The sequence below is a fragment of the Borborobacter arsenicus genome, assembly GCF_003934165.1.
Lineage (GTDB): Bacteria > Pseudomonadota > Alphaproteobacteria > Rhizobiales > Rhizobiaceae > Pseudaminobacter > Pseudaminobacter arsenicus.
The window spans coordinates 219,973-232,880 of the sequence record NZ_RKST01000011.1 but is presented as its reverse complement, the minus strand read 5'-3'; the positions used below and the strand labels follow the sequence as shown (position 1 = coordinate 232,880).

Genomic DNA, 12,908 nt, shown 5'->3' with positions numbered 1-12,908 from the left:
GCGCCGGCTTCGTCGTGGCCATCTGCGGCGAGATCATGACCATGCCCGGCCTGCCCTCAAAGCCCTCCTCGGAGAAGATCATCATCAACGAGGCAGGCGAGATCGACGGGTTGAGCTGATACTTATCCTCCAAGCCAAACTTGAACGCCGCGCCAAAAGCGCGGCGTTTTTTTGCGCCTGCGCGGCTTGCGCAAGGCCGGCGGATACCGCTGGCAGAAAATGATCTATCGCGGCGCGTTCCTGATCAGGTCCCGGGCCATATAATGGGCCGCGCGCTGCCAGGCCTCGTCATTGTCGCCCCGGAAGGTGAACAGCCGGTCGAAGACCATCTTGCGGCTGGCAATTTCATAGACCTCAAGCCGCGACCACAGGACCAGCGTGCTCATCTTTTCGACCGCGCCGACAACCAGGAAGCGTGCGCCAGCCGCCTGGGCGCGGCCAAGAAGCTCGTCGAGCTTCATCGCCTGCCCTGAACAGCCCTGCGACGGACAATTCATCTCCACCAAGGAAAAGCTCCCGCTGCGGGAAAGCTCCGCCTGCAGGGTTTTATCCATGCGCCTCAGGCGTTCATCATGTTCGACGCGCTGATCGCGCGCCTCGCCGGAGGAATCGACAAGAAAGAAGTCGGAGAGGGCAAGCGTCTGCTCGTCGGCCGACAGAGTGGCCGGGAGGATAAGGCAGGCAGTCAGGAGCAAGCCCAGTGTCCGGATAGGCTTTCCCACAAAGTGCCCGCGCTGATCGCGTGGCGCAATATGCCAGCCCATCTCGACCTCCGCTCAGGCAGGCAGCAACGCCACCTGCTCGCCACGATACAACCATCGCGGCAACCAAGCATAGAACAGCCGGCAGCGGGAGCAACCGATGCCGGCTTGTTAGTTAGGAGGAGAGCAACTTTTAGGACCTTACAGGCCAGCCGGGCTTTCGACCTCGATGCCGTATTCGGCAGCCGCATCCACCAGCGTATCCCACAGGCTGTCGGCGAAGCTGGAAAAGACCAGCAGCTTGAATACCGGCGATCCATCCGCTGCATCCGCCTCGCGCCAGAGATTGGCGGCGGTGTGGTCGATTGCCGTTGCCGCCGCGGCGCCCACCGGGAAGACAGCTGCATCGAGATCGACCGACGACACCTTGGCCAGCATGTCGCGGGCGCGCGCGCCTGAAATGCGCAGCAGGCAGCGGCCGTCCGACTGGTCGGAGAGCGAGGCGATGCCGGCAAAACGGTCACGCAGCGCATCCAATGGCCTGATCTCGTCGCCGCGCCGCGCCGTCAGCGCCGACAACTGATCGGGACCTGACCACAGCAACACCCCGGCCTTGCCGGAGACAGCTTGCGGGCGGGTTGGAGCCTCAACGCCGAAATGCGCCTTGGCGGCCTTGGCCACGGCCGACCACTGGCCGCGCCGGGCAAATATCTGCACCAGGTTGAAATTCCTGATCTCAGCCATCCGCACTCCGGCCGCGTCGGCGGTTTCGCCCATACGGCCGGGGGTGAAGGAATGCTGGAGCGGCGAAACGGCATGCCAGACAAATTCAGCCACGCTGGCGTCCTCCCTCGGGGTCGTAGAAGACAGGATTGCAGATCTCGACGTCATAGTCCTCGCCCCGCAGCGGATCATGCGCGCGCACGATTTCGCCGAAGCGCTCGCGACCACGTTCGACCAGGCCCAGACCGACCCATTGGCCAAGCATCGGCGAATGGCAGACCGAGGTGACATAGCCCTGGTCGGTATCGGGGCCGACAATGGCGCCCTTGGGGATGATATGCGCGCCTGAACGCAGCCGCCTTGCCTTGTCGACCGGCTTGATGCCGACCACGACCTGCCGGTCGGGCGCCACCAGCGCCTCACGGGTGGCCATGACCCGGCCGACGAAATCCTTCTTCTTGGATGCCATCTTGCCCAGGCCGAGATCGTCGGCCGTCGTGGTCCCGTTGAGTTCCGGACCGGCGACATGCCCCTTCTCGATACGCATCACGCCCAGCGCTTCGGTGCCATAGGGAATGACGCCGAAAGGCTCGCCGGCGATCATCAGATTGCGCGCCAAGGCGTCGCCATAGCGGGCCGGCACCGAAATCTCAAAGGCCATCTCGCCCGAAAACGAGATGCGGAACAGCCGAGCATACATGCCGCCGCGAAGCGGCACCTCGCGAACGCCCATGAAGGGGAAGCCCTCATTGGACAGATCCTCGGCCGGATCGACGATATTGCGCAGGAGATCGCGCGACTTCGGCCCGGCAACGGAGAATGTCGCCCACTGGTCGGTGCAGGAGGTCAGCTGCACGTCGAGTTCCGGCCACAGCACCTGACGGCAATATTCCAGATACTGCATCACCGGCCCGGCCTTGGCCGTGGTGGTGGTCATGAAATAATGGTCTTCGGCGAGCCGCGAGGTGGTGCCGTCATCCATGACGATGCCATCGTCGCGCAGCATCAGGCCATAGCGCGCCTTGCCGACGGCGAGCGTGGAGAACAGGTTGATATAGACGCGATCGAGGAACGTACCGGCATCCGGCCCCATCACGTCGATCTTGCCCAGCGTTGAGACATCGCAAAAGCCGACGCCGTTGCGCACGGTGACGACTTCGCGGTTGACGGAAGTCAGCCAGTCGTTCTCGCCCGGCAGAGGATACCACTGCGCACGCTTCCACAGGCCCGTATCGACAAAGGGAGCGCCGCGCTCAGCCGCCCAATGATTGGATGGTGCCTGGCGGGCGGCATGGAACTTCTCGTCGCGATTATGGCCGGCCAGGGCGCCGATGGCGACCGGCACCTGCGGCGGCCGGTAAATCGTGGTGCCGGTCTGCGGAATGGACCGTCCACTCACCTCTGCCATGATGGCAAGGCCGGTGACATTGGAGTTCTTACCCTGGTCAGTCGCCATGCCGAGCGTGGTGTAACGCTTCAGGTGCTCGACCGATTCGAAGCCTTCGCGCTGCGCCAGCGCGACATCTGATGCGGTGACGTCATGCTGGAAGTCGACAAAAGCCTTGTGCTTGCCTTCGACATGCCAGACCGGGGCGATCGACAAGGCATCGTCGGGATTGGCCGCGACCGCTGCATTGCCGGCAGCCTTCCTGCCGCCGGATCCGGCAGCCGCCGCAGCGCCCGCTTCATGGCCCTCACGCAGGCAGGCATCGAGCGAAAACGCGCCATTGGCGGCACCGGCCACGACCATTCCGGCCGGAATGTCGTCGCCCGGCACAAAGGCTGCGATATCCTCGCGCCATTTGGGCCGGCCGCGATGATGCGAGGACAAGCCGACGGCCGGATTCCAGCCGCCCGACATCGCCAGGCAGTCGGCCGCAATCGTTTCACGCTTGCCGCTCGCCAGCTGCACCTCGATGCCGCTGACGCCCTTGGCGCCACCATGGACATCGTGGATCACGCCATTGAGGACGGGGAAACCCGCCGCCTGCGCCAGCGTCCGTTGCGCCTGGGTCAGTTCCTTACGCACATCGACCACGGCAGCAATGCCGATGCCGGCGCGATGTGCCGCCTCGACCGTCTTCCAGGCGTCGTCATTATTGGCAAACACCGCCAGATTCCGGCCAGGCCTCGCGGCGAAGCGATCGATATAGGTCCGCACCGCCGAAGCCATCATCACGCCGGGACGGTCATTGCCGGAAAACACGATGGGCCGCTCGACGGCACCGGCCGCCACCACGCAGCGCTTGGCAACGATGCGCCACAGCCTTTGGCGGACCTGATGCCTGGGCGGCACCGGCACGTGATCGTTGACGCGCTCAAGCGCGCCATAGGTGCCGCCGTCATATACGCCGAACACGGCGGTGCGCGTCATGAGGCGCACATTGGGCAGCGAGGCGAGTTCGGCAAGTGCCCCTTCAACCCAGTCACGCGCGCTGACGCCGTCGATCTCGCCCTGATCCGAAAGCAGCCTGCCGCCGGCCCTACTGTCTTCCTCGGCAAGGATGGTGCGCGCACCGGTCCGACCCGCTGCGAGCGCGGCCGCCAGACCCGACGCGCCGCTGCCCACAACCAGCACGTCGCAATGCGCCCAGGCCTTTTCATAGTGGTCGGGATCGGCCAGGCCGCTCGGCCGGCCGAGGCCGGCAGCGCGGCGGATCGCCGGCTCATAGAGCTTTTCCCAGAATTTCGCCGGCCACATGAAGGTCTTGTAGTAGAAACCGGCGACGAAGATCGGCGAGAAGAGCTGGTTGACCGACATCACGTCGAAGGCGAGCGACGGCCACCGATTCTGGCTCTGGGCCTCCAGCCCGTAATAAAGCTCGGTAGTGGTGGCCTTGGTGTTGGCCTCGCGGCGATTGCCGCTGCGAAGCTCTACCAGCGCGTTGGGCTCTTCGGACCCGGCCGTCAATATGCCGCGCGGGCGGTGATATTTGAACGAGCGGCCGACCAGCGTGACGCCGTTGGCAACAAGTGCGGAAGCCAGCGTGTCACCGGCAAAGCCGGTCAGATGCTTGCCATCGAAGGTGAAGTCGAGTGGCGTCGAGCGGTCGATGAGGCCGCCTTTGTCCAGACGATTGGGCTGATAGACCGTCATGACCTTGCGCTCGCCTTCACTGCCGCAGCACCGGTGCCGGCCGCCGCCTTCACCGAGCTGATTTCATGCGTCATCGTATTGCGCTGGACGACCAGCCAGGAGCGGCAGCCGCCGCCGTGATACCAATATTCGCTCATCTCGCCGGCAACATTGTCGCGCAGATAGACATAATCGTAGAAGGCCTCCTGCTCGCCGCTCGCGCCGACCCCGGCATCGAGCGCGACCATAGCCGGGCGCTGCGGTTTGGCGTCGCCGAGATAGGTGAATTCGCCGTTCTCGCGCTCGCCGCAAAATGGACATGCAATGCGCATTTCCGTCAGTCTCGCTTTCAGTGCAGGTTGGGTTGGGCGCCCTGGCCCTTTTCGTCGATCATGGCGCCGCGCTGGAACCGGTCGAGGCGGAAGCGCTTCGCTTCTTCGTGCGGCGTGTCGGTGGCCAGAAGCTGGGCAAACACAAGCCCGGAACCCGGCGTCGCCTTGAAACCGCCATAGCACCAGCCGGCATTGAGGTAGAGGCCGTCCACCGGGGTCCTGTCGATGATCGGCGTGCCGTCCATCGACATGTCCATGATGCCGCCCCATTGGCGCAGCAGGCGAACGCGGCCGATCATCGGCATCAGCGCCATGCCGCCTTCGCAGACATCCTCCATCACCGGCATGTTGCCACGCTGGGCGTAGGAATTGTAGCCGTCGAGATCGCCGCCAAACACCAGCCCGCCCTTGTCGGACTGGCTGACATAGAAGTGGCCGGCACCGAACGTCACGACGCCCGGAAGAAGCGGCTTTATCGCTTCCGACACGAAGGCCTGCAGTACGTGGCTTTCGATCGGCAGGCGCAGCCCCGCCATCGCGGCGACGCGCGAGGAACTTCCGGCCACAGCCATGCCAACCTTGCCGGCTCCGATCTTGCCGCGCGAGGTTTCGACGCCGGTGATCTTGCCATTCTGGTCATGGGTGAAGCCGGTCACTTCGCAATTCTGGATGATGTCAACGCCGTATTTGTCGGCCGCATGGGCATAGCCCCACACCACGGCGTCATGGCGTGCGGTGCCGCCACGCGGCTGCCACAGCCCACCCTGGATCGGGAAACGCGCATTCTCGAAATTGAGGAACGGCATCATCCTGCGGATCTGCGCCTGGTCGAGCAACTCGGCATCGATACCGTTGATGCGCATGACATTGCCGCGCCGGGCGAAAGCGTCGCGCTGGGCGTCTGAATGGTAGAGATTGACGATGCCGCGCTGGCTGACCATCGTATTGTAGTTGAGGTCCTGCTCCATGCGCTCCCACAGCTTCATGGAGAGCTCGTAGAAGCCGGTATTGCCCGGCAGCATGTAGTTGGAGCGGATGATGGTGGTGTTGCGGCCGGCATTGCCGGAACCGATCCAGCCCTTTTCCAGCACCGCTACATTGCGGATGCCATAGGTGTGGGCCAGAAAATAGGCGGTGGCCAGGCCGTGGCCGCCACCGCCAATGATAACCACGTCATAGTGGCTTTTCGGTTGCGGATCGCGCCAGGTGCGCGACCAGTTGCGGTGTCCCGAAAGGGCAGCCCGGGCGAGTGAGAAGATAGAGTATTTCATCGCATTCATGTTCCGCTGCGCGGCTTGCAATTTTCGGGTTTAAAGCGCGCGCAAACCAGCGTGGCAGGTTTTTCGCCTGCCCTGCCACGCCTTTTTGCCCGCTGTCAGCAATCCAGAGTGTGGTCGAGTTCCCATTGCGTGAGATGCGAGACGTAGGAATTCCATTCCACCGTCTTCATCTTGATGAAGCCATTCACCAGCTCATCGCCCAGGGTAGCCTTGAATTCCTTGTCCTGGTCGAGAAGCCGCAATGCGTCGAGCAGGTTCAACGGCAACCGCGGGGCGTCCTTGATGGTATGCCCTTCGGTATACATGTTGATGTCGCTGCGCGGACCCGGATCGAGCTTTTCCTTCAAGCCCTTCAACCCCGCGGCCAGAATGACGGCCTGCATCAGATAGGGGTTGGCCGCGCCATCGGGGAGCCGCAACTCGAAGCGGCCGGGGCCAGGCACGCGCACCATATGCGTGCGGTTGTTGCCGGTCCAGGTCACGGCGTTGGGTGCCCAGGAAGAACCGGAGACCGTGCGCGGCGCGTTGATGCGCTTGTAGGAGTTCACCGTGGGGCAGATGATCGCCGTCATCGTGGCAGCATATTTCATGATGCCGCCAAGGAAGTACATGCCCTTCTGCGACAGGCCGTCGGGCGAGCTGTCGTCGGCGAAGACGTTGGTCTTGCCCGCAAGATCCCATGCCGAGATATGCGCATGGCAGCCATTGCCGGTCAGGTTGGGGAACGGCTTCGGCATGAAGGTGGCGCGGAAGCCGTACTTCTCGGCCAGCGACTTGATCATGAATTTGAAGAAGGAGTACTTGTCGGCCGTCACAAGCACGTCGTCATATTTCCAGTTCATCTCGAACTGGCCATTGGCGTCCTCATGATCGTTCTGATACGGCTCCCAGCCCAGATCGAGCATGGCGTCGCTGGCCTCGCGAATAAGGTCGAAGCGGCGCATCAGAGCCTGCTGGTCGTAGCAGGGCTTCTTGGAATTGTCGTGTTCGTCCGACAGCGACTTGCCGTCGAAGCTGACGAAGGAGAATTCCGGCTCGACGCCGGTCTTCACCCGAATACCCTGCGCAGCAGCCTCTTCCACAAGACGCTTGAGCGTGTTGCGCGGGGCCTGATCGACGCTCTTGCCGTCCATCACGCAGTTGGATGCCACCCACGCAACCTCAGGCTTCCACGGCAACTGGATGACCGAAGACGGATCCGGCACGGCCAGCATGTCCGAATCCGCCGGGGTCATGTCCATGCCGCCGGCAAAGCCTGCAAAGCCCGCCCCGTCCTTCTGCATGTCCGCTATCGCGCGGGCCGGAACCAGCTTGGCGCGCTGGTATCCGAGAAGGTCGGTATAGGTGACCATAAAGTATTTTACATTTCGAACCTTGGCGAACTCCGCCAAATCAAGGGTGGCCGAGCTACCTACCTTGCTGTCGAAATTTGTACCCATCGATTTAATCCTCCCAGCCGGCCATTGGCGGCTATCTGTGTTTGATCCTCCCCCCGCCGACCCGCGTCAGAAACCGGTCTTGCCGGGTATCCAGTTCGTTCCGGCCAGCGGCACGCCCGCCATGGCCGACGCCTCAACGGTCAAAGCGCAAAGGTCTTCAGGCTCCAGATTATGCAGATGGTTCTTGCCGCAGGCACGCGCGACCGTCTGTGCCTCCAGCGTCATGACTTTTAGGTAATTAGCCAGTCGACGGCCGGCCGCGACCGGATCAACCCGCTTCATCAGCTCCGGGTCCTGCGTGGTGATACCTGCAGGGTCCTTGCCTTCATGCCAGTCATCATAGGCGCCGGCGGTAGTGCCGAGCTTTTGATACTCACTTTCCCAATGGGGATCATTGTCACCGAGCGCAATGAGGGCGGCCGTACCGATCGCCACCGCGTCAGCACCAAGCGCCAGGGCCTTGGCGACGTCAGCGCCGTTGCGAATACCGCCGGACACGATCAGCTGCACCTTGCGATGCATGCCCAGGTCCTGCAGAGCCTTCACCGCCGGGCGAATGCAGGCGAGGATCGGCAGACCGACATGCTCGATGAAGACTTCCTGCGTCGCCGCAGTGCCACCCTGCATGCCGTCGAGCACGACCACGTCAGCGCCCGCCTTAACGGCAAGAGCGGTGTCATAGTAAGGACGGGTGCCGCCGATCTTCACATAGATCGGCTTTTCCCAATCGGTGATCTCCCGGATTTCAAGGATCTTGATCTCAAGATCGTCCGGACCGGTCCAGTCCGGGTGACGGCAGGCCGAACGCTGGTCGATGCCCTTGGGCAGCGTACGCATCTCGGCAACGCGGTCTGAAATCTTCTGACCAAGCAACATACCGCCACCACCGGGCTTCGCACCCTGGCCGACAACCACCTCGATGGCGTCGGCACGGCGTAGGTCGCGCGGATTCATGCCATAGCGGGACGGGAGAATCTGGTAGACCAGCTTCTCGGAGTGACCACGCTCTTCTTCGGTCATGCCGCCATCACCGGTGGTGGTGGTCGTTCCCGACAATGTCGCACCACGGCCCAGCGCCTCCTTGGCCGGACCCGACAGCGAGCCGAAGCTCATGCCGGCAATGGTGATCGGAATCTTCAACTCGATCGGCTTCTTGGCAAAACGGGTGCCAAGAACGACGTTGGTGTCGCAGCGCTCACGATAGCCTTCGAGCGCATAACGCGAAATGGACGCGCCCAGGAACAGAAGGTCGTCGAAATGCGGCACCTTGCGCTTCGCGCCACTGCCGCGAATGTCATAGATGCCGGTCGCCGCTGCCCGGCGGATTTCGGACATGGCATAATCGTCGAACGTCGCGGATTTGCGCGGAGTCGTCGGCGGGTTCTGATAGGTCATGATACTTGGCCTCAGTATGCGGCAGCGTTGTCGATGTTGAAATTGTAGAGCTTGCGAGCCGATCCGTAGCGCGTGAACTCTTCAGGCTTGACGTCCTTGATGCCGGCGCGATCAAGAAGCTCCTGCAACTTGGCAATGTGCTCGGGACGCATCTCCTTGGCAACGCAGTCAGCACCAAGGCTCTTGACCGTGCCGCGAACGAACAGCTTCGCCTCGTAGATGGAATCGCCCAACGCGTCGCCCGCATTGCCCAGCACCACGAGATGGCCGGACTGCGCCATGAAGGCCGACATATGGCCGACATTGCCGCCGACGACGATGTCGATGCCCTTCATCGAAATGCCGCAACGCGAGGACGCATCGCCCTCGATCACCAACAGGCCGCCCCTTCCGGTGGCGCCCGCATACTGGCTGGCATCGCCCTTGATGATGACGCTGCCCGACATCATGTTCTCGGCAACACCGGGACCGGCCGAGCCATGCACGGTGACGGTGCCCTGGCTGTTCATGCCGGCACAATAGTAACCGACATTGCCGCGCACATCGACGCTGATCGGCGCATCGATACCCGCCGCCACAGCATGACTGCCTTTGGGATTCTGAACCTCCCAGGCAACCTCATTCGAACCTTCCCGGACTTCGTGCAGCGCTTGATTGAGCTCTCGCAAGGTGGTTTTCGAAAGATCGAAGACCCGCTTGCTGGCGACCTTGTCCATTACGTCGACGACATCGTGTTTCACGGCTCAGTGCTCCCAGAAATATACGGTGGAGGGCTCCGGCTCCCAGACCTTGGCGCCTTCGATGCCAGGCAGATTGGCCAATGCGCGATATTCGGAACCGAACGCGACATACTGATCGGTCTCGGCCATTACCGCCGGCTTGCAGGAAATCGGATCGCGAACGACGCCAAAGCCGTTCTTGGTTCCGACGACGAAATTGAAGAAACCGTCGAGATCGTCGAGGGTGCTCTCAAGCGCCTCGCCGAGATTTAGGCCATCGGCCATCTTCGATGACACATAGGCCGCAGCCACTTCCGTGTCGTTCTCGGTCTCGAACTTCATGCCCTTCTGGATGAGTTCGCGACGAATATTGCTGTGGTTGGACAGCGAGCCATTGTGCACGAGGCACTGATCCGGACCGGTCGAGAAGGGATGCGCGCCCATCGTGGTGACCGCCGATTCGGTAGCCATGCGGGTGTGGCCGATGGCATGCGTCCCACCCATCTTGGCAAGGCCGAAACGCTCCGCCACCGCTTCCGGCAACCCGACTTCCTTGTAGATTTCAATGGCATCACCCATGCCCATGATGCGGGCATCCGGACGCAGTTCCGACACCGCTTCGCGTACCGCATCAAGCTTGGCAAGCCCGGTTTCCAGCACCGCATGGGTCGAACGCACGGTCATCTTGACCGGCTCGCCAACCTGCTTGGAAAGCTCTGCGTCGAGGCCGGGAAAATCACGGTCCGGGAACGGCGACTGGACCGTCACCTTGCCCTTGCCGTCGCCGGAGGCGCCATAAATCGCGATCCCCGCGCTGTCAGGCCCGCGATCGGTCAGCGATACCAGCATTTCGGACAGCATCGCTCCCAGTTGAGGTTCCAGCGACTTGTCCTTCAAAAACAGTCCAACAATGCCACACATGGCTCCCACCTCTCTGCGAAATCTCTAGCTTATGCCTACCAGTTCCGGATCCAGAATTCAACTACTATGAATTTTTTTTTCATGTAAGAAAAGTATTTTCGTCATCGAACGTTCGGAGCCAGTCGCCCGATCGATCGTCCAGATCAGGAGGCTGCCGCCTGGCGGCAGCCTCCTTTGGAATTAGTCCGTCGGACCGACGAGATGGACCGGAATGGGCGTGCGCCCACGTACCCGGTAAGGTTCCTGGCTCCACATCATGCTGCGGACGAACCAGTTGCGTTGCGGGTCGGCGCCCATGACGATGGCAGTGCAGTTCTGACGCTTGGCCTCGTTGAGGATGCTCTTGCTTGGATGGCGTGTCGTGACGATGTGACCATCGGCACTGACGCCGGCTTTTTCAAGCTGGTCGATGGCCCAGGAAACATTGTCTTCCTGTACGGCCAACTCGCGCCGGCTGGGGCGCAGCCCGGGATTGGGCAAGCCGAAGCTTGTCCCCCAAAGCCGGGCCACCGTGAGAACCCGCACGTGCCCACTGCCTGCACGCGCCAATCGCACCGCCTGGTCGATCACCTCGGCTGTAAACCGTCGGCCTTCGGAAGCGACCAGCACCCTCCCCGGGGCCTGCATATCCTTTGCAGACCCCGGGCGCGCGAACAGATTGCGCACCAGCATTACCGGATTCCTAGCTGCCGGAGGTCGAGGCGGCCGTTGCCGCTTCCGAGAAGCCGGCCCGCCGGTCTTCCCATTTACGATACCAGTAGAGCGGCAGGTAAAGGAAAGTGGCAGCGATGCCGAGGAAATAGTAGATCGCCTGCCCGCCGATGTAGGAGTAGATCACCCCGCCGATGAGCCACACGAAAAAGTACAGCGCAGCCAGCATGAGGGCGATGTACTTGAAATATTCCGGCAGCTTGAAGGGGCGGCGGACATTGGGCCGATCGTTGCGCAGAAGGTAATATGCGATCAGCACCGGAACGAACGAACCGAGATAGCCCACATTGGAGAAGGAATAGATCTCGATCGCACCGCCCATGAACGCGATTCCAAGGCTGGCGGCCACATTGGTCATCATGGCCCGGTCCGGAACGTGATTCTTGTTGAGGTGCTGGTAGAAGCGCGGGAACTGACCGTCCAGCGACATCTGGTAGAGGGAGCGCGAGCAACCCATCAGCGAATTCAACGCCGACAGTACCAGCGCGATGATCAGCATGATCGCCATCAGCCATTCCATCACCACACCGGCCACGCCGGGGAAGATGTTGCTGGCAAAGGTGACGAACATCGTCTTGGGATCGACGAGGGCCGGGTCGGATATGGCCTGCGCGCCCAGCACGACCACAAACGAGATCGGCAGCATCGTGTAGACGAAGACGCCATAGCCGCCTTCCAGCGTCATGGCGATCTTGGCATCACGCCCCGGATTCTTGCATTCGCCGATATAGCAGGCGGCAGCCTCATAGGCGATCACCGTCCATAGCAGCGGGAATGCATAGGCGACATACATCATCCAGGCTGGATAGCCGTTGATCTCGCTGAAGAAACTGGTTCCATCAAGCTGGGGGAAACCAGCCAGTTCGCTCCAGTTGGCGGCGTCGAGATTGAAGACGAAGCCGATCGACAGGAATGTCAGCGGGATCATCGAAAGCACTGCGAGGATGGTCGCCATCGAGGTGCCGAAGCGGATGCCCAGATAGGCGGGGATCGACAACACCAGCAGGCCGACGGCTGTGATCGCCAGCGTCCAATATGGAATGAACGTACTGACCGGCGTGATGCCGCTCGTGGTATCCAGACCGAACAAATGGGTGATGTAGAAGGATGCCAGGATCATGTTGAGCGGAGCCACCGGCATCCAGCCGACCCAGTACATCCATGCCGTCACACCGTTGACGTGAGGCGCCAGCCGCGGCCAGCGATTCTTGTAGGCGGGATAAGCATAGGACGGAGATCCTCCCGTCCGTCCCGGCATCATCGCCGACAGTTCAGCCAGGAGCAGGCATAGTATGACGCCTGTGAGGGTGAAAAATGTAATGAAGGGAATATAGGATGCACCGAAGACCGTAAGGAATGCAGGTGCGGCGCCTGTTACAAGGATGGTTCCGGCAAGACCGATGACAAACGCTCCCCACCAGTTTGTCCCGCTTTGAAGATTGCCTTGCTCATATTCTAAAACGTCAATTGCCCCGAATTTAGCGTGCGTCATCACACGTCTCCTCACCGTTTTTTGTGATTCTCTCAGTGAAAAAAATCCGTCGTCGTGAAGCTGAAGTCATTGAGGGGTCCTCCACTCGGTTGAAGGCAATGCAAGGCGAGGCACCGCAT

Annotated in this window: 12 protein-coding genes; 1 reads left to right on the top strand and 11 read right to left on the bottom strand. The window is 61.8% G+C overall.

Features of this window, described 5'->3' with window-relative positions; genetic code table 11:
* The coding region (locus EET67_RS15895) for a formate--tetrahydrofolate ligase (protein WP_128627171.1) at positions 1 to 119 on the top strand (119 nt) is incomplete at its 5' end.
* Between the two features lie 105 nt (positions 120 to 224).
* Here EET67_RS15895 and EET67_RS15890 read toward each other — a convergent pair.
* From EET67_RS15890 to EET67_RS15840, 11 genes are all read right to left on the bottom strand, one after another.
* Positions 225 to 764 (bottom strand): DUF2380 domain-containing protein, encoded by a 540-nt coding sequence (locus EET67_RS15890; RefSeq protein WP_128627170.1) that lies wholly within the window; start codon positions 762 to 764, stop codon positions 225 to 227.
* Positions 765 to 902: 138 nt separating this feature from the next.
* On the bottom strand, positions 903 to 1,538 hold the full coding sequence (locus EET67_RS15885) for a sarcosine oxidase subunit gamma (protein ID WP_128627169.1): 636 nt from the start codon (positions 1,536 to 1,538) through the stop codon (positions 903 to 905).
* Positions 1,531 to 4,521 carry a sarcosine oxidase subunit alpha family protein gene (locus EET67_RS15880; RefSeq protein ID WP_128627168.1) on the bottom strand — a complete coding sequence of 997 codons (2,991 nt, stop codon included), beginning with the start codon at positions 4,519 to 4,521 and terminating at the stop codon, positions 1,531 to 1,533. The genes EET67_RS15885 and EET67_RS15880 overlap by 8 nt, the downstream gene beginning before the upstream one ends.
* A complete protein-coding gene (locus EET67_RS15875; protein ID WP_128627167.1) occupies positions 4,518 to 4,832 on the bottom strand; it encodes a sarcosine oxidase subunit delta in 315 nt (104 codons plus the stop codon). The genes EET67_RS15880 and EET67_RS15875 overlap by 4 nt, the downstream gene beginning before the upstream one ends.
* A gap of 17 nt (positions 4,833 to 4,849) precedes the next feature.
* Positions 4,850 to 6,103, bottom strand: a complete 1,254-nt coding sequence (locus EET67_RS15870) for a sarcosine oxidase subunit beta family protein (RefSeq protein ID WP_128627166.1) — start codon at positions 6,101 to 6,103, stop codon at positions 4,850 to 4,852.
* Positions 6,104 to 6,207: 104 nt separating this feature from the next.
* The gene (gene glnT / locus EET67_RS15865) at positions 6,208 to 7,551 is read right to left on the bottom strand and encodes a type III glutamate--ammonia ligase (RefSeq protein ID WP_128627165.1); all 1,344 of its coding nucleotides are present in this window, start codon (positions 7,549 to 7,551) and stop codon (positions 6,208 to 6,210) included.
* A gap of 66 nt (positions 7,552 to 7,617) precedes the next feature.
* Positions 7,618 to 8,946, bottom strand: a complete 1,329-nt coding sequence (locus EET67_RS15860) for an FMN-binding glutamate synthase family protein (RefSeq protein ID WP_128627164.1) — start codon at positions 8,944 to 8,946, stop codon at positions 7,618 to 7,620.
* Positions 8,947 to 8,957: 11 nt separating this feature from the next.
* Positions 8,958 to 9,662, bottom strand: coding sequence for a GltB/FmdC/FwdC-like GXGXG domain-containing protein (locus EET67_RS15855; RefSeq protein WP_128627184.1), 705 nt, complete (start codon positions 9,660 to 9,662; stop codon positions 8,958 to 8,960).
* Positions 9,663 to 9,689: 27 nt separating this feature from the next.
* Positions 9,690 to 10,586: a class II glutamine amidotransferase gene (locus EET67_RS15850; protein ID WP_128627163.1), complete on the bottom strand. Its 897-nt coding sequence runs from the start codon at positions 10,584 to 10,586 to the stop codon at positions 9,690 to 9,692.
* 180 nt (positions 10,587 to 10,766) lie between these two features.
* Positions 10,767 to 11,258, bottom strand: coding sequence for a universal stress protein (locus EET67_RS15845; protein ID WP_128627162.1), 492 nt, complete (start codon positions 11,256 to 11,258; stop codon positions 10,767 to 10,769).
* A 10-nt stretch (positions 11,259 to 11,268) separates the two neighbouring features.
* Positions 11,269 to 12,789 (bottom strand): APC family permease, encoded by a 1,521-nt coding sequence (locus tag EET67_RS15840; RefSeq protein WP_128627161.1) that lies wholly within the window; start codon positions 12,787 to 12,789, stop codon positions 11,269 to 11,271.
* Positions 12,790 to 12,908: the final 119 nt, after the last annotated feature.

Bases quoted from the DNA above. Each gene is read 5' to 3' on its own strand.
- EET67_RS15890 (WP_128627170.1), bottom strand. From the start codon at position 764: ATGGGCTGGCATATTGCGCCACGCGATCAGCGCGGGCACTTTGTGGGA.
- EET67_RS15880 (WP_128627168.1), bottom strand. From the start codon at position 4,521: ATGACGGTCTATCAGCCCAATCGTCTGGACAAAGGCGGCCTCATCGAC.
- EET67_RS15875 (WP_128627167.1), bottom strand. From the start codon at position 4,832: ATGCGCATTGCATGTCCATTTTGCGGCGAGCGCGAGAACGGCGAATTC.
- EET67_RS15870 (WP_128627166.1), bottom strand. From the start codon at position 6,103: ATGAAATACTCTATCTTCTCACTCGCCCGGGCTGCCCTTTCGGGACAC.
- glnT (WP_128627165.1), bottom strand. From the start codon at position 7,551: ATGGGTACAAATTTCGACAGCAAGGTAGGTAGCTCGGCCACCCTTGAT.
- EET67_RS15860 (WP_128627164.1), bottom strand. From the start codon at position 8,946: ATGACCTATCAGAACCCGCCGACGACTCCGCGCAAATCCGCGACGTTC.
- EET67_RS15855 (WP_128627184.1), bottom strand. From the start codon at position 9,662: ATGGACAAGGTCGCCAGCAAGCGGGTCTTCGATCTTTCGAAAACCACC.
- EET67_RS15850 (WP_128627163.1), bottom strand. From the start codon at position 10,586: ATGTGTGGCATTGTTGGACTGTTTTTGAAGGACAAGTCGCTGGAACCT.
- EET67_RS15845 (WP_128627162.1), bottom strand. From the start codon at position 11,258: ATGCTGGTGCGCAATCTGTTCGCGCGCCCGGGGTCTGCAAAGGATATG.
- EET67_RS15840 (WP_128627161.1), bottom strand. From the start codon at position 12,789: ATGACGCACGCTAAATTCGGGGCAATTGACGTTTTAGAATATGAGCAA.